Raw genomic sequence first — 21,318 nt, 5'->3', positions numbered from 1 at the left:
CCCGGCGCACCTGCCGGGCCGGGGATTTTCTCTTTGGGGAAGCCCCAAACCCCTTGTATCAGATCACCGCCATAGAAAGGATGTGAACCCAAAATGTCTTACAGCTCCTACGACCACGACGATTTAGAACCGGCCAGCACTATGCGGATCGAGCGTCGGATTTACTTTGAAAGCGGCAAGGCCGATCTTTCCGAAATGGTAAAGCTGCCCCTTGCGGAGCTTCTTTCCCTGCGGGCGGAAAGCGCCGCCGCAGAACAGGAAGTGTTTGACCGCCTGAAAGAACAGGCCGCCGCATGGGAGGAACAGGCCGGAAGAACCCTGTTTCTGGACAAAGCCCTTGAATATGCCCGGACGCTTCCCGTCACCCACACCGCAAACCAGTGGGAGGCCCCGGACGAATACCGCCATATCCGCAGCAACATGGTTTACCAGATGGATTACTCCATTTCCGAGAACACCCGGTATGACAGCGCCGCCCAAAAATCCGTCCCCTACTCGTGGACGCTCCGCTGGGGTCTTTATACCAACGCACCCCACGGAAACCCGATGGAAAAGATCGCCGGACAGGAACGGAAAGTCTTTTCCAGCCGGGAAGAACTGGACAAGTACCTGAATGGCCGGATCAAAGCCCACGACCATTACTTTACCGAAATTTCCCCGGCCATCCCCAAGGAATACGCCGACTGTTTTAAGGTCAATGGCTGCCTGCTCCCCGGCTATACCATCGAGGGGGAGGAACCGGCAAAAGCCGCAGCACTTCCCACACAGGAGGAAGCCGCACAGCCGCAACAGACCACAGCCACCCCGGAAAGGAGGGAACCCGTGAACGAAGTATTTTCCATTTTTCTTGATAACCGCGCCGAGGCGCAGACCGGCGGGCCGCATGGGTACTGGCTTTCCCTGCCGACTTCCGCCGAACAGGTACAGGAAACCTTAAAGGAAATCCATATCACCGCCGACAACCAGCAGGACTTGTTCATTGGCGACTTTTCCGCCCCGGAGGGAAAACCGCTGGAACTGCCGGAGGACTTAATCAAGACAGCCAGCGTGGACGAACTGAACTTCCTTGCTGCCCAGCTTCAAAAGCTGGACGCCGTGGAGCTTGCGGAGCTGAACGCCGTCATGCAGTCCCCGGCGAAAATGCAGACCATCGGGCAGCTTTTGGACTACGCTGAAAACACCGATTGTTTTGTCTTAATCAACGCCAAGGACAACCGCAGTCTGGGGGAATATTATCTGAATGATTCCGGGCTGTTTGTCGTTCCCGACCCGTGGAAACCGGCCATTGACACCGACCGGCTGGGAAGTTTTATCGCCAACGAGGAACAGGGAACCTTTACCGATTACGGCTATATCCTGCGAACCAGCGACGAATGGCAGCGCGTCCATGAGGGTCAGCCAGTGCCGGAGGAATACCGGGTGATGGCCTATCCTGCGCCGGAAATTCTGCGGGAGGAAAGCAAGGTGCAGCCGGAGGCGGCAACCCCCGCAAAGGCCCCGCAGCCTGTCACCCCCATTCTCTTAAACGGCCAGAACAGCGCTGAGCGCATGAAAGAGATCACCGACCGGCTGGAAACCGGCATACAGGAGCTTTTCGAGAGTGAACGCTACAAAGCCTATCTCACCACCATGTCCAAGTTCCACAGTTACAGCTTCAACAATACCCTCTTGATCGCCATGCAGGGCGGACAGCTTGTGGCAGGCTACAACAAGTGGCGGGACGATTTTCACCGCAATGTGAAGAAAGGCGAAAAGGCCATCAAGATACTGGCCCCGGCCCCGTTCAAGGCAAAAAAGGAAGTGCAAAAGCTGGACGCACAGGGCAGGCCGGTGATGGGAAAAGACGGAAAGCCTGTTACCGAAGTACAGGAAATACAGGTTCCGGCCTTTAAGATCGTTTCCGTCTTTGATGTGAGCCAGACCGAGGGAGAACCGCTGCCCTCTATCGGCGTGGAAGAACTGACCGGCAGCGTGGAACGCTACGGGGAATTCTTTAAGGCGCTGGAACAGACCTCCCCGGTTCCCATTGGTTTTGAGGACATTCCGAACGGTTCCCACGGCTACTACCACCTGACGGAAAAGCGGATCGCCATTCAGGAGGGCATGAGCGAATTACAGACCCTAAAGACGGCTATCCACGAGATCGCCCATTCCAAGCTCCACGCCATCGACCCGGAAGCCCCGGCCATTGAGCAGGCCGACCGTCCCGACAGCCGCACCCGCGAAGTGCAGGCCGAAAGCGTGGCCTATGCCGTCTGCCAGCACTACGGGCTGGACACCTCCGATTATTCCTTTGGCTATGTGGCCGGTTGGAGTTCCGGCAAGGACTTGAAAGAGCTGAAAGCCTCCCTTGAAACCATCCGGGCCACCGCCCATGAACTGATTACCACCATTGACGGCCACCTTGCCCAGCTTCAGAAAGAACGGCAGGCCCAGCAGGAGCAGCCGCAGGCCGCACCGCTGGAACAGGCCGCCGAGCAGCCAGACCCGGACAGCGTATTTTCCAAGCTGCCCCCGGAGCAACAGCAGGAAATGACCGCCAGCGTAAAAGCCATGCTGCAAACCCTCATTGACGCGGATTTGAAATCCACCGGCGAAGTGTCGCAGGGAACCAAGGAGGCGGCGCAGGCGCAGGGCTTTACCATTGCCGGGGATGGAACGCTGGAACAGGCCAAAGCCCCGCAGGAGGCCGCCTACCGTCTGGAAAGCGGCGAATATCTGTATATCCAGACATCAGAAACCGGCTACGATTACACGCTGTACGGTCCCGACTACAAAGAACTGGACGGAGGCCAGCTTGACAATCCCGACCTGTCCCTTGCGGAAGCCGGAAAAGAAATCCTTGCCATCCATGAGCGACCGGCTGGGACAATAGAACCCCTGACCGGCGACGGGCTGGATGATTTTCTGGAAGCAACCGAACAGGCCAACGCCATTCCCCAGCCGCAGGCGTGGAATGGGATCGACGGCCTTTTGAATGGAAAGCCGTTCATGCCGGAGGCGTCCCCGGCTGACCGGGCTGCCGCTCTGATTGAACTGGCAGAGAAAAACGCCCCGCGTTTGGGCAGCGAGGAACGGCAGTTGATCGTGGCCTATGCCGAGGCCGTGGGCGATAACGACAAGGTAATCGGGCTTATCAACCGCCTGTGTGAACAGGGCTATGAGCTGCAAAAGGGCCAGATGGATTCCTTTGTGAAAAGCGAGATCGAAAGTGAGATTGCCGTTGCAAACGCCAAGCGGCAGATCGCCCAGAATCCGGCAGCGGAGCCAGTTGTCACGATCCTTTGGAGTGAAAGCCCCCATCTGAAAGACGGCCAGCAAATGCCGCTGCATGAAGCCGAGGCCGTTTTTAAGGAGCTGGACAGCGCCAGACGCCATGAACGGGAGCAGCCGGGCTATACGGGCCATTGGTACGACAAGACCAAGTTCCGCATTGATTTTACCATGCAGGGCCAGCCGGACAGCTACGAGGGACGGCAGGACTTTGGCGACGGGGACGGTTCCCTGATCCAGCATATCCGGGGCTATCACGAATACTACGCACAGGATGAAAGCTGGAAAAACCATGTGCTGCACCATGAGGGGCCGGAGGCATGGGAGGCGGACAAGGCCCAGCGGGATATGCTGCTGCATGAGTTCGTCCCATATATGGAGCTGCATTGCAATCTGGCCACTATGGAGCAGGAGGCCCGGCGTCCCCTGCGATCCGGGGAAACCCTGACGCCGGAACAGACCGCTTATTTCAACGCGGTTTTGGACTATGTAAAAGAGTGCCGCCCGCTTCTCAATCAGGGCCAGTACCACTTGCCGGAGCCGCCGCAGCTTGCCGACTTCGACCAGAGCTTGCAGGACTACAAAAAACAGATCGAGGCAGAGCTGGAACAGGAGGCCGCCACTGCCGGGCTGACGGTGGAGGAATATGTTGCCTCTGACTATGAGGCCCCGGCGCAGCCCAACTTTTCCATCTACCAAGTGCCGCCCGGCCCGGAGGGGCGCGACTTCCGCTATCGTTCCTATGAGGAATTGCAGGCGGATGGGCTTTCGGTGGACAGGAAGAATTACCAGCTTATCTACTCCGCGCCGCTGGACAAGGACATCACACTGGACGAGATTTACCGCCGCTTCAACATGGAACATCCCGCCGATTACAAGGGACATTCCCTCTCGATGGGGGATATTGTGGTGTTCCGGCAGGATGGAAAACAGACCGCCTACTATGTGGACGAGGGGGCCGACTACCGGCAGGTGCCGGAGTTTTTCGCCCAGCCGGAAAAGCAGCTCACGCCGGACGAGTGCATGACCGGCGAACAAATCCAGACGCCGAGAGGCCGTTTCTATCTGACCGACAGGAGCCGGGAACAGATGGAGGCCGCCGGGTATGGATTCCACCACCAGTCGGAGGACGGCAGGTATCTTATTATGGCAAACGGCACAAGAGCCTTTGCCATCCCCGCCCAGCCAGAAAGCCATATCAAGACGGCGGAAATGTCCACCGAGCAGAACTACAACATGATCGACGGCATGATGAACAACGCCCCGTCTATGGAGGAACTGGAAGCAAGGGCAAAAGCCGGGGAACAGATTTCCCTTTTGGATGTGGCCGAGGCAACCAAGGCGGAGGCCAAAAAGCCCAAGCAGACCCAAAAGACAACGCAGAAACAAAAGAAGCCGTCCATCCGGGCGCAGCTTGCCGCCGCCAAGGAGGAGCAGAAAAAGAAGCCCCCGGCGCGGGAAAAATCAAAAGAAATGGAGGTATGAGGAATGTATTTCACCGTGGAAGAAGAAAACCTGATCTGTCTGTACCACAACGCCGACCGCCGCAGGACGGCGGCAAATCTCCGGGCAGCTTTGCCGGACATGGACAAGAAAATGGCAGCGCTGGCCTGCCAGACCGCCGATAAGTTGGACACCATGAGTGACGCCGACTTTGCGGCGCAGCGGTTCCACTTCACAGACGAATAAGCAAAACGCCGGGCGCGGAGGTGTCAAAGCCTCTGCGTCCGGCGCTTCTTTTTTGTCCATTTTTCCGCATTTAGAACCCCGTTTTGAGGGGAACAGGATAACTTTATCCACCTGCCTGCCGACCATGCGGAAAAACCCTTGATTTCCGTGGACTTTTATCGCCCTAAATGCGTAGACTTGACTTTTGGGGACTTCTTAACTATAATAATACTCAAGCAGGGGGACTACCTTGTAGTTGAGAAGGTTAAAACCTGACCCTTTGAACCTGTTGGCTAATACCAACGCAGGGAGCTGAAGAATACAGATTCGTATTTTTTGGACATTCTCTGTTTTGGGAATGTCCTTTTTTAATTGAATAAGATATGATATGTGTTTGCGAGGGAACTGAACAAGTTGAAAAAGGTAAGACCTGACCTCTGGACCTGTCGGCTAATACCGGCGTAGGGAAGCAATTTCTTACGCTCGTATTGCGTCTGAAAGAGCTTCTAATTGTTTTAGAGGCTCTATTTTTTTATCTTAGGAGGATCAAACATGGCATTTATGAAAGACATCTTAACCCACAACATCCCCATTTGGGAAGAATGTGCAGCTACCCCATTTGTGCAGGAAGTGCAAACTGGAAAGCTACCTCTTGAAAAATTCAAGAGATATATGATTCAGGATAGTATCTATCTGAAAAACTATGCCCGCATATACGGAAAGGCAATTTTTCATGCTGCTACATTAAGAGAAATTCAGCTTTACTACTCCATGCTGAACTTTGTAAATGATACGGAATCGGAAGTGCGGCTGGATTATCTAAAGCAATTTTGCATAACAGATGATGATATTGAACTGATCGCCCCTTTGCCTGAAAATCAAAATTACATTGATTTCATGTTTGAGATTGCGTCACATGGAAAGAATGAAGAAATTTTAATGGCGGTTCTTCCCTGTATGCTAAGTTACAGCTATATATTCCGCAAATTGGCGGCTGTTCCTACAAGCAGACAGTCAAGATATTGGGACTTTATCAAAGATTATGCGGATGAACAATATGCAGAAAGCTGCAAAGAATGGTCTGCTTTTGCAGAGCATAAATGTGCCGGGTTATCAGTAGCAAATAAAAAGTATCTGGCTGATATTTTTGAAAAAGCAAGTTTGTTAGAGCTTGCTTTTTGGAAGATGGCCTATCGGAACGAGAGAATGGAGGAAAATGCAAAATGAAAAAAGTATTGTCCATTGCCGGATCAGATTGCAGCGGAGGTGCAGGTATTCAGGCTGATTTGAAAACTTTTTCTGCTCACGGTGTATTTGGAATGAGTGTTATTGTTTCTGTTGTTGCAGAGAACACCAGCCGTGTTATCGACATCCAAGATATTACCCCGGATATGATTGAAAAACAGATTGACGCCGTATTTGAAGATATTGAAGTGGACGCAGTAAAAATCGGTATGCTTTCTACACCAGAATGTATGAAAGCGGTGGCAAAGAAACTATTACAATATAAGCCCCAAAATGTCGTAATCGACCCGGTTATGTATGCCAAAAATGGCTGCCCATTGATGAATCCTACGGCGGTTTCCACCTTGATAGACACAGTAATTCCACTGGCCGATGTACTTACTCCGAATATTCCAGAGGCAGAGAAAATAGCGGATATGCAGATTTCCACAGTTTCAGATATGGAGGCTGCCGCAAGAAAAATATATGCCATGGGTTGTAAGGCGATTGTTGTCAAGGGTGGACATCATATAGGAAATGCTGTTGATGTCCTATTTGATGGAGAAAATTTCTACCATTTTGAAACATCCCGCATTGATACGAAAAATACTCATGGGACAGGCTGTACCTTTTCTTCTGCAATCGCTTCCCAGCTTGCAAAGGGAAAAAGTGTTCCGCTTGCAGTCGAATCTGCAAAGGCTTATGTCACAATGGCAATCGAACACTCTCTTGCGATTGGAAAAGGCTGTGGCCCGACGCACCATTTCTACGAATTGTATCAGCATGGTTTATCTAAAGAATAGGCAGGTGCAAAATGAACTTTGATTATACACTTTATCTTGTTACTGATCGTCAACTAATGAGCTGCGATAGCCTGACAGAAGCGGTAGAACAGGCAATTTTAGGAGGCTGCACAATGATACAACTCCGAGAAAAAGAATTGTCCTCATTAGAATTTTACAATCAGGCTGTTGCCGTGAAACAGGTTACGGATAAATACCATATTCCCCTTATCATAAACGACCGGATAGATATTGCAATGGCTGTGCAGGCTACGGGGGTACATATTGGACAGCATGATTTACCTGCGGCTGCCGGCCGCAAAGTAATTGGGGAAAATATGCTGTTGGGAGTATCTGCATCTTCCATTGCAGAAGCAATACAGGCACAACAGGATGGTGCAGATTATTTGGGAGTTGGCGCAATGTTCCCTACTGGAACTAAAACCGACGCTGATTCTGTATCAATGGAAGAATTACAGAAAATCCGCGCAGCCGTTTCTTTGCCGATAGTTGTTATTGGCGGTATCAATAAGGGAAATGCAGGGCGTTTCAAGCCCATGGGAATTGACGGGCTGGCTGTTGTATCTGCCATCATAGCGCAGTCTGATATAAAAGCTGCTGCTGCGGAACTGAAAGATTTATTTTGCGGAAAGGAAAAGAAACATGGATTTTAATGCGGCAATCTTTGATTTAGATGGAACAATTCTGGATTCAATGGATGTATGGGAGCATATAGATATTCAGTTTTTGAAAAAGAGAAATCTTCCCGTCCCGGAAAATTATGTAACTGAAATATGTGCAAGGAGTTTTGAGGAAGCCGCACAATATACCATTGATCTTTTTGGATTGCAGGAAACGGTAGAGGGAATTATTGAGGAATGGAATAATATGGCGGTCGAGGAATACAGTAACCATGTCGGGCTGCTGCCCCATGCCCTTGATTATCTTCTGCGCTTAAAAGAACATGGAATAAAACTTGCAGTTGCTACGGGGGTGCCGGAAAAGCTCTATATTCCATGCTTAAAGAACAATTCTATTTTAGAATTATTTGACGCTCTATGTTCAACAGATGAGGTTCAGCGGGGAAAAGAATATTCGGATGTCTTTGAATTGGCCGCAAGAAAATTAGGGGTTGCACCTGAACACTGTATTGTGTTTGATGATGTGCTTCCAGCAATTAAAAGCGCAAAGGCAGCCCGTATGTTAGCAGGTGGGATTTATGATAAGTATTCCGCAGATCAGCGTACAGAAATAGAAAGGATTGCGGATATTTACTTACTTGATTTTCGGCAAGCACCGATCCCACACAAAGAGGTATGAAAATGGAAAAATGGGATTTATATAATGCAAAACGGGAAAAGTCTGGAATAACAATGTGCCGTGGAGAAATCATACCCAAAGGGCTGTATCATTTATCTGTGAGTGTATGGATCGTCAACCAGCAGGGGCAGTATCTTTTATCACAGCGGCATCCGAAAAAGCAATACCCTCTTTATTGGGAATGTACGGGTGGTTCTGTATTTTCCGGGGAAACCAGCTTGCAAGGAGCAATCCGAGAGGTAAAAGAAGAATTAGGAATACTGCTTACTCCCGGAAGTGAAAAATTGATTTATCAGACCAGACGGGAAAATGTGCAGGATTTTTACGATGTTTGGCTGTTTCATAGGGATATAAAGATTGAAGAAATGCGTTTACAGGAAACAGAAGTTGTAGATGTTCAATGGGTAAGTTCAGATAAGTTATTTGAGATGTTTCGCCTGAAACAACTGCATCCCCTGATTACCTATGTAGATCAGTTAATAGGCTGAAAAAACGCCGGGCGCGGAGGTGTCAAAGCCTCTGCGCCCGGCGCTTCTTTTTTGTCCATTTTCCCGCATTTAGAACCCCGTTTTAAGGGGAACAGGATAACTTTATCCACCTGCCTGCCGACCATGCGGAAAAACCCTTGATTTCCGTGGACTTTTACCGCCTTAAATGCGTAGACAGGAGGTATCTTTTCCGCTGGCGTTCCGCCTCTTTCTTCCGGCGCACCTGCACCGCACAATCCGGGCAGTATTTAGCCCGGTTGGAGTTGGGAGTAAACGCCGCCCCGCAGACGGCGCAGCGTTTGATTTCGTCCCGGCCTTTGGTGATCTCGGCGCACAGGGCCGCGTCCAGCGGCAGGACGGCTACCTTGAACCACCGGCACAGCAGCGAATAGGAAATACTCTGCACACAGACACATTCCTCCCCATCGTCCAGCAGGAGGCAGTTTCCGTTACAGTAGTTGCAGCACTCATGGGTGAGCCTGCGTGCCTTGCGGTATTGGGGGTAACTCATTCTCGGTATGTTCATCGTTCCTGCGTATGCTCCTTTCCCGGCGCTGTCCGCAAAATGCTGTCTATATTCTGTTTGACAATGCCGTATTCTTTCAATTTCTGTTTTGCTTCGCTGTACTGTGCGGACAGCCGTTCCCGTTCTGCGTCCAGCTTTTTATACTCGTTTTTGAGGGCGTACAGGTTGGGGAGCTTTGTGACCCCGGCCTCTTTGAGCGTCTTTGCCGCCGCCTCATACAAGATCAGTTGGCTTTCATGCTGCCGCCGGAACGCGGCCTTGTCTTTGGCGTTTCGCAGTTCCAGCGCCACAGGCCGGAGCTGCTTGTAGGCGGAGAGGTTTTTTATCAGCAGCGCCATATCCCCAAGGCGGCGTTCCGCGTCTTTCAGGGCGGAGGCCGCCGCGTCGTTTGCCGCGCTGATCTCGGCCAGCCTGCTTTCCAAGCCCTCGTAGCTGTCAATCTGGTGTTCTGTGATGAAGTTTAAGGAATTGGCGGCCTGCTTCAAGTTGTGCAGCTTCGCCCACCGCGCATAGCCCGCCGACTGCTGGGCCTTGATACTGTCCTCCAAGGCAATCCGCAGGGAGATTTCCCCGGCGCTTCTTCTGCGCGACCCCCGGTCAATGGCAATGCCCTTGATCCGCTGGGTGATCCGTTCCTCGGTGTAATCCTCCCCCAAGGTCTTGCAGCGGGTGAAGCGTTCCTGTCCGGGAGCGCGGAATGAAATAAACTTGCCCTGTTTGACTTCATAGCCCTGCGCCTCCATGAGCCGCAGAAAACTATCAAAGTCTTTGGCCTGCGGGATGGCCGCGTCAATGGCAAGTTTCAGTTTTGCTTTCCAGCTCTTGCCCTTTTTCTGTGCGTCCCACTCGGCATAGGTTTTGCCCTTGTCTTTGCCGGGCTTTACCACAGACAGGCCGTGTTCCTTGCACAGCCGGTCGCTGGTTCGCCGGATAAAGGCGTAGCTTTGGCGGTTGGAAATGTACTTGCGCTGGTTCGCCATATCCACGGCGCAGAAAATGATGTGGTTATGCAGATGGCCCTTGTCGATGTGGGTGGTAATCACATAGGGGTATTTGCCTTGCAACACTTCATCGGCAAGCTGCCGCCCGATCTCATGGGCCTGCTCCGCCGTGGTTTCCCCCGGTTCAAAGGCTTGTATCAGGTGGTGGGCCAGATTGTTGCCCTTTTGGTACGCCTGATCTAACAGCATTTGAAATTCAATATCCGCTGTTTCATAGGAACAGCCATAGGAAGAAACGAACAGCTTTTCATCGGTCTTGTCCGGGTTCTCGATGTAGTCCAGCGCCTTTTTCAGCGTTGACTTGATAGGATGGATCTTTGTAACTGCCATATCTGTGCCAGCGCCCCCTTGATGTCCTCCAAGTCCTGCGCGTACACAGTCCCGGTACTGTTGATACGCCTTGCAATCTGGTTGATGTTGACGCCGATTTTTTGCAGCTCTGCGGTCTGCGCCCGGACGGGGCCGGTGTCGATATGGACGATATAGCCGTCAATCAGCATTTTCCGGGCGTAGGCAGAAAAGTTCTTTGTGCCAAGCTGGGCCATCTTCTGTTGGATCAGCGCCCGTTCCTCCGGCGTCACCGGGACGCGCAGCACAAACTTCCGTTTTCGGTTTGCCACTTTCTCACCTCCATTCATTCAGGGGTTTGGGGACTTCCCCAAGATACAAACGGGAAGCCGTTTGCCGGGAGTGTGGCTACACTCCCTATGCTTGCTGTCTTTGTTCTTCTTCCCCTAAAAAGCGTTCTGACCCCAAGGAAATACCCGCAAAATCCCGGTTTTTCCGAAAACCGTACAAAAAAAGAGAGGGCGCAGCTTGCGTCCTCCCAAAAACAAAACAGAGGGTTGTCATGCACCCTCCGTTTCGTCATTCTTCTGTTGAATTTGAATGGCCCCGTCAATCGCGCCCTCGATGACCGGCAGAAATTCTTCCGGGCAGAGTTTCAGCTTGTGGCTGACCCGCTGCCGCTGTGCGCTTTCCTCCCGCATAATCTCCGGGTTAAAATACCGTTCCACGGGAAGCCCGCAGATTTTGATAAGCTGTATGATAACCGGCAGGCTGGGAATCGTGCCGTCATTTTCGATGTTGGCAAGATAGCGCCAGTCGATATTGACCTGTTCTGCCAGCGTCTTACGCGATAACTGCTTGACTTTCCGCGCCTCTTTTACATCAGCGCCGAAAGTTTCAAAGCCGGGACAATCTTTGATATTTGCCATATAGCACCACCCATCTACATTGTATATTTCATATTTTCTCAATGGAATGTTGCTATATGCAGGAAGATTAAACTTTATAATTCATATTTTGTGCCTTGTACGGAAAAGCGGGCTATCCTATAATAAAGAAAAAGCACTTTTTTGAAAAAATCCGTCCGCTGTAACATTTCGCGGACATTTGGGGTTTACAATGGCCTTATCAAATATGGAGGTGATACAACTATGACATGGCCTTTTGAGAATGACACCAGCGCCATTGTAAAAAAATTAGCAGATCGAAGCATGAAAGCGGATAAAAGACGCAATGCGTTTATTATCATAACGATTGCTTTTGCAGTTAGTTTGATGATGGTATTAGCACTATATAATCTCGGAACAGACCGTGAAAATAGGCTTTATCTGCAAGGACGCTACCAGAGCAGTTTTATTAACAGTACCAGTACCGTCTTTGAAAAACTGGAACATAACAACCAGATTGAATCAGTCGGCAAAGAGGCTGCAATGGGAACGAGCCGTATCAATGACTACACTTTGGATGTGTATTACAGAGATCAAAATGCACTTGAACTAAAAGGCGTTACCGACTTACTGGGAAAAATGCCGGAGGCAGAAAATGAAATCATTGTGGAACAGTCCTATTTGGAGCATTTAGGGCTTCCGGTTCAACTGGATCAGACCGTTACACTGGATATGCCTTTTGGAGAAAATCAGACATATCATGTTTGCGGCATTATTCAAAGCAGAAATGCGTCCCGTATTTATCAAGTCATTGTATCGAATGGCTTATATAGCCGGTATGGAAAAGCAAACTGTTACGATCTTTTGGTTCGCTTGAAAAATACCGAAAATATGGACAGCGAAACTTTGAAGCTGTTGATAAACGAAATTGCGGAACAAAGCGGTGTACCTGAACAGTATGTTATGTATAGCTCTACTTATTTTGGATTGGCAGAAGAAAAATCCACGCAGGAGTTATTAGTGATTATCGGAGCAAGCAGTTTAATTGTACTGGCCTGTTCTTTGGTTATTTACAGTCTGTTCTACATTTCTGTTATCGGGAAAACACATGAGTATGGCAGACTGCGTGTGCTGGGGGCTACATCGGTTCAGATCAAGCGTATCGTGCGAAAAGAAAATTTTTTGTTATCCTGTGCTGCAATTCCTATCGGCGTTGTATTGGGAAGTGTTTTGGGCTATTGTTTCGTGCCGGACGGCTGGCATTGGATGACTACACTGGAATGTGCCGTTGTGATTGCCCTTGTTACAGAAATTGCCTTGAAAATTGCTGTCCATACCCCTGTAAAGAAAGCCTCTATGGTATCGCCTATTGAGGCGCTGCGAATCAATACGACTGATACACCGGCGACAGAAAAAACGCGGATCGAACATCGAAAAATCACGCCATCTTCGCTTGCCCGAATGAGCTTTGCCCGGAACAAGAAAAAAGCTATACTAACCGTATTGTCTTTGGGATTTGCCGGAGTTTTACTGATGTGTGCCGCCACCTACCTTAATTCAACTGATGTAGAAAGCATGGCAAAACAGCAATTTGCAAATGGCGACATTGTACTTTCCCTTGATCCCGCCAACACAAATGCGGAAGATCGCCCCGCCGGGATCAATGCACTTCAAACGAAAAATCCATTGGATGAAGTTTTGGAAGAAACGATTTCAGATATGAATGGCGTAAAGAATATTGAATTTATACAGGGCTGTGTTTCAAATATGGAATTTCCCACTCCTTTCAAGGATGGTAACAGCCATTTCTTTACCCAAATTGGAATCCCCGAAAATCAGTACGAGGCCTTTTCACAAGGACTAATTGAGGGAACCGCAGACCGCCAGAAACTTATCAACGGAAAAGGAGTTATCGTAGATAATTCCGCCAAGCTGTTAAGCGACTATTATAATTACACTCCTCAAATTGGCGATATAGTCAAAGTGGAAACAGCGGATGGACAATGGGAAGAATTTACTGTAATGGGGATTGGGAAAGCTCCTAATCTCGGTGGGGATTCAGCTTCTTTCTATTTTCCGCAGGAACTCTTACCTATGATGAAAGAAAATGTTTCCAACTTCAACATAACCTGCATTGTAGATGTGGAAAGAGATCAGCTTACAGAAGTTGAGAATAAGATTTTCCAGTTGGCGGAAAATCGTGGAGGTATAGAAGTTTTCAGTATCAGCGATATTATTACTTATCTGCAAGAGGAAATGAATAACATAAAAATGCCGTTATACGGATTGGTATTTTTCATTGCTGTTTTTGGGCTAATCAGCCTTATCAACACGCTAATGACAAACATTATATCAAGACAGCAGGAATTTGGTATTTTACAGTCTGTGGGATTGAGCAGTAAGCAATTCTCCAAAATGCTGCAAACAGAATGTTTCTATTATGTTTCTGGTACGGCTATTCTAACTTTAACGATTGGAACTTTAACAGGATTTGTACTTTGCAAAGTTTTCAATCAGGTTGGGACATTCGGGACATTGACTTATCATTTTCCAGTTTTAGAAATAAGCATATATTTTGTAGCGCTTTTCTTCATACTGGCAGCTTACTCCGTTTTCTCTGTACGATATAGCAAAAGACATCCTGTGATCGAGCGCATTAAAACAATGGAGTAAATTTTCCTTTATCAGAAAATTGTGTTTTCTGCAACTAAGGACATTTGCCTGTTATACTATCTGCAAAAAGCAAAGGAAGTGAGGATATGAAGCAGATTTTAATTGTCGAGGACGACAGTTTTTTGAATAAGATGTTGGCCTATAACCTGACCGCAGACGGCTACGGCGTGACTTCTGCCCTAAACGCCAGAACCGCAGCCGAAGCCATACGCCAGCGGGAATTTGATTTAGTGCTGCTGGACATCAACCTGCCGGACGGCAACGGTTTTGAACTGTGCAGGCTAATAAAGCCCCAGCACCCGGACACCATCATAATTTTCCTGACCGCCAACGATCAGGAGAGCGACCAGATACGGGGTTATGAGGTGGGCGCGGTGGACTACATCACAAAGCCCTTTGTGATCAGAGCCTTGCAGCGAAAAATCAAAGCCATGTTCGCCATGCTGGAACACCACAAACCAGCTAAAGACATTTACGACGATGGACGGCTGTTTCTGGACTTTTCAGAGCAGATGGCTTCCTTAAATGGAAAGCCTCTGACTCTATCCCCGATGGAGTACAAAATGCTGAACCTGTTTCGCAAAAATCCCCGGCAAGTGCTGACTCGTGGACAGCTTTTGGAAAAGCTGTGGGATATAGACGAGAAGTATGTGGACGAACACACCCTGACAACCTCCATCAGTCGGATTCGCAGCAAGATTGAATCCGACGGAGGTGCCCCCTACATCAAGACCGTTTACGGCATGGGTTATCAATGGACGGGAGGCGAGGCAAAATGAAGTTTCAAAACCTCTCGGTAAAGCGGCTGTTTGGCTGGGTGGCAATAGGACTTGTCCTCTCCATGTCCGGGATCACCATAGCCCTGTTTTTTGTGACAAAACAGACGGCGGTGCTGCTGACGGGCGGAGCGATGCTGCTGTGCGCCCTTGCAGGGATCTTTGTACTGACGCAGGCATTTGGAAAGCGGCTGTCGCAGTTTACCGTAGACCTGTGCCAAACCTTAGACCACATGATCACCGGAAACGAAGCGCCAAAACGCCCGGAGGACAGTGAAACCCAGCTCGCCAGAATCGGGCACCGGCTGGCGAGACTTTACCAGATCATGCAGGAGAACCGTCGCCGGGTGGACGAGGAACGGCAGGAGTTACAGACCCTTGTATCGGATATTTCCCATCAGGTGAAAACGCCGGTAAGCAATCTGAAAATGGCGACGGACACCCTGCTGGAAAAGCCCATGACCGAGGCGGAGCGTACCGATTTTATCCGTGGAATCCGCAACCAGACGGATAAGCTGGACTTTCTCTTTCAGGCCCTTGTGAAAACCTCCCGTCTGGAAACAGGCGTGATCCAGTTGGACAAGAAACCGGGCCGCCTCTTTGATACCGTGGCGCAAGCCATGAGTGGGATCGTGTATGTAGCGGAAAAAAAGAAAATCGCTGTATCTGTGGACTGCCCGGAGAATTTGACCTTTTCACATGACAGCAAGTGGACATCCGAAGCCCTCTTTAACCTGTTGGACAATGCGGTGAAGTATACTCCGGCAGGTGGAAAAATTACGGTGTCGGTGATACCGTGGGAAATGTATGTGGAGATCAAAGTAGCCGATACCGGCAAGGGCATTTCCGAAAGTAATCAGGCTGCCATCTTCCGGCGCTTCTATCGTGAGGAAGAAGTACACGAACAGCAGGGCGTGGGCATTGGCCTGTATCTGGCCCGCGAGATCGTAACACGGCAGGGCGGCTATATCAAAGTGGTTTCGGAGCCGGGCAAGGGTTCGGAATTTTCCATTATGTTGCCGACTAAATAAAGCACACTTATAACAGGAGAAAACACCATGAAAAAAATCAATTTTTGCAAAGCAACAACAATCATCTTAATAATCAATGTTATTTTATCTATTGTTTTATTTTTCGTTGTTCCTGATAAAATAGCAATTCAATGGGTAGGTACATCCCCCAGCAATGCAGTAGATTCTTACTATGTATTTTTGGTGCCGGTATTGTCAGTGCTTTTTGCTTTTACGGGAAAACCTATTTTTACAATGTTCCTGTTTAGATTGTGGAATAGAACTAACGAGCATTTAGTGACATACTTAAATTTGTGTCTGCAAGTTGTATTTCTTACTTGTGAAATCTATATCGGATTATATAACCTATGTAATTTTAATGTTGCCATTAGTATAATTCTCATTGTGGAACTTATGATAGATGTGGTGATTGGATTGAAATTATTTCACAATCAATCTATCTAAAAGATTGTGTAGTATGATTCGGCGGACGACCATTTCCGGCTGTCCGCCGTGAATTTTTTTGAAATGTCCGAGCGTTGTAACATTTCACCCCGATTTTCAATGAAATTTTTTGGCCGCTGTAACATTTCGCGGACATTTGGGTTTTACAATACCCTTATCAACAAAAGTGAGGAGGCGACGCAATGGAACTGACCCCGACATTGATTTTGAATCTGGCGCTGCTGATCGTCCCGCCCGTTGCCCTTGTGCTGGTGTTCCGGCAATGGCTGGCCCGGCACATCCGCTGGACGGTTGCCTTGACTGCTCTCTGTGATGTTCTCCTATTTTGGGATGAACTGTTCTACTATGAGAGCTTCGGCCTGTTCGCTGTGCTGATTCTGGTGCAGTTGGCTGCCACCGGCGCAGCAGCGTTCCGCATTTACAACAAACAAAAAAAGGATTGAATTTTATGAGCATTTTACAGACTATCGACCTGAAAAAGTATTACGGCACAGAGCCGAACATCACCCGCGCCCTTGACGGTGTGAACTTCTCCGTGGAGGACGGCGAATTTGTGGCCGTTGTGGGAACCTCCGGCAGCGGCAAGTCTACCCTGCTTCACATGATGGGCGGGCTGGACACCCCTACTTCTGGCAATGTGATTGTCCGGGACAAAGAACTGTCGAAGATGAACGACGAACAGCTTACCATCTTTCGCCGCCGCAACATCGGCTTTATCTTCCAGAACTATAACCTTGTTCCCATCCTGAATGTGTATGAGAACATCGTCCTGCCGGTGGAGCTGGACGGGGACACGGTGGATCAGAAGTTTTTGGACGAGATCGTTCACCTGCTGGGGCTGGAAGATAAACTGAAAAATATGCCGAACAATCTTTCCGGCGGACAGCAGCAGCGTGTGGCTATCGCCCGCGCCTTGATTACCAAACCGGCTATCGTGCTGGCCGACGAGCCGACCGGCAACCTTGACAGCAAGACCAGCGCCGAGGTGCTGGGGCTTATCAAGCGCACCAGTGCGGAGTTCCGGCAAACTGTTGTGATGATTACCCACAATGACGACATAGCCCGCCTTGCAGATCGGATTGTCCGCATTGAGGACGGAAAGATTGTGGAGTAAGGAGGTGGCAGGCTATGACATGGCCTTTTGAAAATGATACCAGCGGCATAGTAAAGCGCATATCAAACCGCAGTATATCGGCAAATCGAAAAAGAAATATCTTTATTATTTTGACGATTGCACTTGCCAGCGCATTGCTATCTGCTATTGTCCTCTATGGCTTTGGGGTTATGCAGGAAACGCAGAACCGCAACCAAAAAACAGCGCAGATTATGTATCATGCGATTTCTGAACAACAGGGACAGGAACTATACAAGCAAGAAGAAATTGCGTGGGTTGGGGAATTTTTTAACGCATTTTCTGAACAGGTAAACCATTCAACCGTGAATTTTACTTATGCAAATGCAGATATGCTAAAATCCCAAAGTATGCCCTATTCGGGAGATTTACCAGCTTCGGAGAATGAAATTGTAGTGCAAGAATCCTTTTTGGATAGTTTGGGCTATTCAAATGAATTGGGACAGACAATTCAAATCCCCTTTTCTGACGGCACTACCCATGATTTCAAATTGACGGGAATCTTAGATGTGAAAACCGGCGATATTGGGCGCTATACAGCCATTATATCGAAAGAATTAGTAAGACAGCAGTATGGCGACGAGGGCATGATTGATTATTACATTGGGCTGAAAGGCGCTCAAAATATGAGCGAGGAAGAAGCCACCAACTATGCAAACACTCTGGCGCAGCAATTAAAAATTTCCGATGATAATGTGATTGTCCGTTCCACATATTTTAACTTAAAGGACGAAAATCACGGAAGCGATATGCTGTTCTATTTCTTGATTGGTTTTGTAACTTTCATTGGTTCCGGCATTGTGATCTATTCGATTTTTTATATTTCAGTAGCAAGCAGTATCCGTAACTATGGACAGCTTCGCACAATCGGAACTACAAAACGACAGATCAAAAAGATGGTTTACCGCGAGGGGAAATTACTTGCTGCCATTGCTATCCCGATTGGTCTGGTTATTGGAAATGTGATTGGGTACTTCCTGATTCCTGCCGGTTGGTACTGGCTGACTACTTTATGTGTGACGGTCGGGGTTGGCCTTTTTGCATTTATTATTGTGATGATTGCCATTCATACTCCTGTAAAAAGAGCTGCGGCAGTATCTCCGCTGGAAGCATTGCGATATTCCGATTATCAGGGAAAAATGAAAGAAAGTTCCGTGCTGCACCGTAAAATAACGCCTGCTTCACTTGCTAAAATGAATCTGTCCAGACAAAAGGCAAAGTCCACTTTAACAATACTTTCTCTTTCACTCGGCGGAGTATTGGTTGTATTGATTTCGACAATGTTAGTTTCCTATGATGGCGTTGCAGAGGCAAGAGGCAGGGCTTTCCCTGTCGGTGAATTTAACATTCAGCTCAACGCAAATCAATCGTGGGACACTGCTGGTATTTCTTTGTCTGGATTGCAGCAAAAGAATTTTCTAAATGCCGATTTTATAAATGCAGTAGAATCTATTGATGGCGTTACAGGAATCAAGCACTGGTATTACACGGACGCAGAATATCGTGTAAATGGTAATTCTGGAAAATGGATTCAGGGCTTTTGCCGAGATGAACAGCAGAATTTGGAGAAAGAGCGAATTGCGGGAACGACTGATTATGATGAACTGGTGGCAGGCAATGGAATTGTCTTGCTTCAAGAGCGTGCCGATCTCTATGATATTGAGGCTGCGTTGGGTGATACCGTCGAAGTGGACTATAAAACCGAATCCGGCCAAATTCGCACAAAGGCCTATACCGTCATGGGCATTGTAAACGAATATTCTTACTCCGGCTTCTCAAAATGCTTTGCGCTTCCGGAGCAGTTTATGAATGAAGCGACCGGGATAGATTGCACAGGTACGATTTCCGTAATTACCGATATGAAAAAATATGATACGGTTGAAGCTGCATTAAATCAACTGATAGACGGAAATAGCGATTTGGTTATGGAAACCATAAAAGAAAGTATCACTTATTATAGCGGACTTCAACAACTTTCTTTCGGGGTATTGTTGATCGTGGCTGTTATTGTTGTGTGCTTTTCTTTAATCAACCTTGTCAATACGACAATCACAAACTTCTTATCCCGTAGGCAGGAAATTGGAATGTTACAGGCGATTGGTTTGAGTAAAAAGCAGCTTATCAAAATGCTGTGCTATGAGGGGTTAATGTATTCAGTTTTTGCTACGCTGGTAACATTGGTTTTGGGGACTGGACTGGGCTTCCTATCCGTACAGGTCGTTGTGAAAACGATGAATCCATACTTTTACTATTCATTTCCGTGGCTGATCGTATTGATATATTTAGCAATCCTGCTGATTGTGCAATTCACCTTGATTTCTTACACAACTGGAAATCTGAAAAAGCAATCTCTTGTTGAGCAAATCAGGACGATGGAATAGCCGTATGGGATCGGCGGGGCGGCGTGTGCTGCCCCGCTTTTTTCGCCATTTCTCAAAGAAATTTTTGAAATGTCCGAGCGTTGTAACAATTCAGCCTGTTTTTCTGTCGAAATCAAAGGCACCTCGGACATTTGTGTAACATTTGTAGTTTATGCTTGTGGTAAATCAATATTGGGGGTGAGGACACATGAAAAAGATACTGCTGATCGACGACAGCGACACCTATACATGGTGCCTGCAAAAATACTTACAGCACCGGGGCTACCCGGTAAAAACGGCTTGTACGCTGAAAGAAGCGCGGACCGCCATCCAAGAGGAAATGCCGCTGGTGGTCTGCTGTGATCTCGACCTGCCGGACGGTTCCGGCATGGACTTTCTGGACGAGGTGCGGGCCGCAGACAAGGAGCTGCCTTTTATTCTGGCGTCCTGTCATGACAAGGACGACTACGAACAGGAAGCTATGCGCCGGGGCGCGACGCTGTGCATGGACAAAATGAAAGGACTGCTACTACAAGATAAGCTGGTGGAATACGCCTACCGGCAGTTATCCGGCGAAAAGGCCCCGACTTTTCACAAGCTGCTCTTTGTCTATGCAGAAGATACCAGCGCCGAAGTGCTGCGGGCTGCTATGCTACAAAAGGGCTTTGACCTGATTCTGGTTTCCTCGATTTGGGAAGCCAAGCGCCGGATTTTTGAGGATAAGGAAATAGAACTGATCTTGTGCGATCTGGAACTGCCGGACGGCACAGCAATGGAGCTGTTTCATACGCTACGGCGGGTGGCGGGGATGTTCCAAATGAAGAATCCCCCTGTCCGGCTTCTGCCGTTCTTTATCCTCACCGAGAACAACGACCCTGCCACGGAATATGAATACCGGCATGAGGGCGTGAACGACTATATCACCGCCCCGGTCAATATCCCGGAGCTGATCCGGCAGGTTCTGTTCTTTGTGGAATGAAACGAGCCTACATATTCAAACATCTGCCTCCACAGCGGGGAAAAGAAAAAAACCGCTGACGGGCAGAGGATTTCGTGCGCTTTCCTGTATCACTGACGGATACGGCGGTTTTGAGTAGATCAAGGCCGCCGTTTTTTTGCTTCGACGACCCCTGCACCGTGTTCTGGCATGGCGGCTTTAGGAGGGAGCCGCTATGCAACGAAAACTACTTCGACAAAATCCGACAGGGATTAGCCTGTCAAAAAAAGCCGTCCCCCGGCAGCGGGGACAAGCGGCTGTGCGTATGTACTATACCATGTAGGGAAAGAACATATTGCTTTTTGTTTCGCCCTGTGGGTCTTTGACCTGCCGGGCGAATTTTGTTGTTTCCTGCGGCCTGCTATCCGGCGCAAAAAGAAATTTCAAAAAAGTGAAAAAAGGAGGCGTTTAGCGGGCAGCCAGAGAGATTCCATTCGCTCTATTGGCG

The 21,318-nt window shown here is 48.7% G+C and carries 19 protein-coding genes and 1 riboswitch; of the genes, 15 read left to right on the top strand and 4 right to left on the bottom strand.

All coding sequences use genetic code 11. The annotated features are described in order from the left end of the window. Positions 1-93: 93 nt before the first annotated feature. From FN001_RS11485 to FN001_RS11455, 7 genes are all read left to right on the top strand, one after another. On the top strand, positions 94-4,758 hold the full coding sequence (locus FN001_RS11485) for an LPD25 domain-containing protein (RefSeq protein WP_142411911.1): 4,665 nt from the start codon (positions 94-96) through the stop codon (positions 4,756-4,758). Between the two features lie 3 nt (positions 4,759-4,761). Next, the gene (locus FN001_RS11480) at positions 4,762-4,962 is read left to right on the top strand and encodes a transposon-transfer assisting family protein (RefSeq protein ID WP_142411910.1); all 201 of its coding nucleotides are present in this window, start codon (positions 4,762-4,764) and stop codon (positions 4,960-4,962) included. Between the two features lie 207 nt (positions 4,963-5,169). Continuing rightward, positions 5,170-5,269: riboswitch (TPP riboswitch) on the top strand. A 224-nt stretch (positions 5,270-5,493) separates the two neighbouring features. Beyond that, complete coding sequence (locus tag FN001_RS11475) at positions 5,494-6,168, top strand: TenA family protein (RefSeq protein WP_112115377.1); 675 nt, start codon at positions 5,494-5,496, stop codon at positions 6,166-6,168. Next, entirely contained in the window at positions 6,165-6,968 is an 804-nt protein-coding gene (gene thiD / locus FN001_RS11470) for a bifunctional hydroxymethylpyrimidine kinase/phosphomethylpyrimidine kinase (RefSeq protein ID WP_004611583.1), read from the top strand. Before FN001_RS11475 ends, thiD begins: the two co-directional genes overlap by 4 nt. Before the next feature lie 11 nt (positions 6,969-6,979). Beyond that, entirely contained in the window at positions 6,980-7,621 is a 642-nt protein-coding gene (gene thiE, locus FN001_RS11465) for a thiamine phosphate synthase (RefSeq protein WP_142411909.1), read from the top strand. Then, positions 7,611-8,267, top strand: coding sequence for an HAD family hydrolase (locus FN001_RS11460; RefSeq protein ID WP_142411908.1), 657 nt, complete (start codon positions 7,611-7,613; stop codon positions 8,265-8,267). The genes thiE and FN001_RS11460 overlap by 11 nt, the downstream gene beginning before the upstream one ends. A 2-nt stretch (positions 8,268-8,269) precedes the next feature. Continuing rightward, complete coding sequence (locus FN001_RS11455; RefSeq protein WP_233104350.1) at positions 8,270-8,755, top strand: NUDIX hydrolase; 486 nt, start codon at positions 8,270-8,272, stop codon at positions 8,753-8,755. A 154-nt stretch (positions 8,756-8,909) separates the two neighbouring features. On the opposite strand, the gene FN001_RS11450 is transcribed toward FN001_RS11455, so the two are convergent. From FN001_RS11450 to FN001_RS11435, 4 genes are all read right to left on the bottom strand, one after another. After that, positions 8,910-9,281, bottom strand: a complete 372-nt coding sequence (locus FN001_RS11450) for a cysteine-rich VLP domain-containing protein (protein ID WP_112115380.1) — start codon at positions 9,279-9,281, stop codon at positions 8,910-8,912. Next, positions 9,278-10,612, bottom strand: coding sequence for a relaxase/mobilization nuclease domain-containing protein (locus FN001_RS11445; RefSeq protein ID WP_142411907.1), 1,335 nt, complete (start codon positions 10,610-10,612; stop codon positions 9,278-9,280). The genes FN001_RS11450 and FN001_RS11445 overlap by 4 nt, the downstream gene beginning before the upstream one ends. Beyond that, positions 10,573-10,902, bottom strand: coding sequence for a plasmid mobilization protein (locus FN001_RS11440; RefSeq protein WP_002566656.1), 330 nt, complete (start codon positions 10,900-10,902; stop codon positions 10,573-10,575). Before FN001_RS11440 ends, FN001_RS11445 begins: the two co-directional genes overlap by 40 nt. A 228-nt stretch (positions 10,903-11,130) precedes the next feature. Beyond that, positions 11,131-11,499, bottom strand: a complete 369-nt coding sequence (locus tag FN001_RS11435; RefSeq protein WP_102289599.1) for a helix-turn-helix domain-containing protein — start codon at positions 11,497-11,499, stop codon at positions 11,131-11,133. A 222-nt stretch (positions 11,500-11,721) separates the two neighbouring features. Between FN001_RS11435 and FN001_RS11430 the strand changes: the two genes are divergently transcribed. From FN001_RS11430 to FN001_RS11395, 8 genes are all read left to right on the top strand, one after another. Then, the gene (locus tag FN001_RS11430; RefSeq protein WP_106999813.1) at positions 11,722-14,130 is read left to right on the top strand and encodes an ABC transporter permease; all 2,409 of its coding nucleotides are present in this window, start codon (positions 11,722-11,724) and stop codon (positions 14,128-14,130) included. A gap of 86 nt (positions 14,131-14,216) precedes the next feature. Then, entirely contained in the window at positions 14,217-14,909 is a 693-nt protein-coding gene (locus FN001_RS11425) for a response regulator transcription factor (RefSeq protein ID WP_118761180.1), read from the top strand. Continuing rightward, positions 14,906-15,937 (top strand): sensor histidine kinase, encoded by a 1,032-nt coding sequence (locus tag FN001_RS11420; protein WP_117485236.1) that lies wholly within the window; start codon positions 14,906-14,908, stop codon positions 15,935-15,937. The genes FN001_RS11425 and FN001_RS11420 overlap by 4 nt, the downstream gene beginning before the upstream one ends. Before the next feature lie 27 nt (positions 15,938-15,964). Next, entirely contained in the window at positions 15,965-16,381 is a 417-nt protein-coding gene (locus tag FN001_RS11415) for a hypothetical protein (protein WP_004611616.1), read from the top strand. 182 nt (positions 16,382-16,563) lie between these two features. Next, positions 16,564-16,824: a hypothetical protein gene (locus FN001_RS11410; protein ID WP_004611617.1), complete on the top strand. Its 261-nt coding sequence runs from the start codon at positions 16,564-16,566 to the stop codon at positions 16,822-16,824. 5 nt (positions 16,825-16,829) lie between these two features. Then, on the top strand, positions 16,830-17,495 hold the full coding sequence (locus FN001_RS11405; RefSeq protein WP_005362411.1) for an ABC transporter ATP-binding protein: 666 nt from the start codon (positions 16,830-16,832) through the stop codon (positions 17,493-17,495). A 14-nt stretch (positions 17,496-17,509) separates the two neighbouring features. Then, entirely contained in the window at positions 17,510-19,894 is a 2,385-nt protein-coding gene (locus tag FN001_RS11400; protein ID WP_055201458.1) for an ABC transporter permease, read from the top strand. A 187-nt stretch (positions 19,895-20,081) separates the two neighbouring features. Continuing rightward, on the top strand, positions 20,082-20,852 hold the full coding sequence (locus tag FN001_RS11395) for a response regulator (protein WP_055201459.1): 771 nt from the start codon (positions 20,082-20,084) through the stop codon (positions 20,850-20,852). The last annotated feature ends 466 nt before the right edge of the window (positions 20,853-21,318 follow it).

This window comes from Clostridium sp. Marseille-P7770 (assembly GCF_902143525.1).
In the GTDB taxonomy this organism is placed as follows: Bacteria; Bacillota; Clostridia; order Lachnospirales; family Lachnospiraceae; genus Pilosibacter.
Note: the sequence above shows the minus strand (reverse complement) of the source record. Positions and strands in the feature narration are given on the sequence as shown.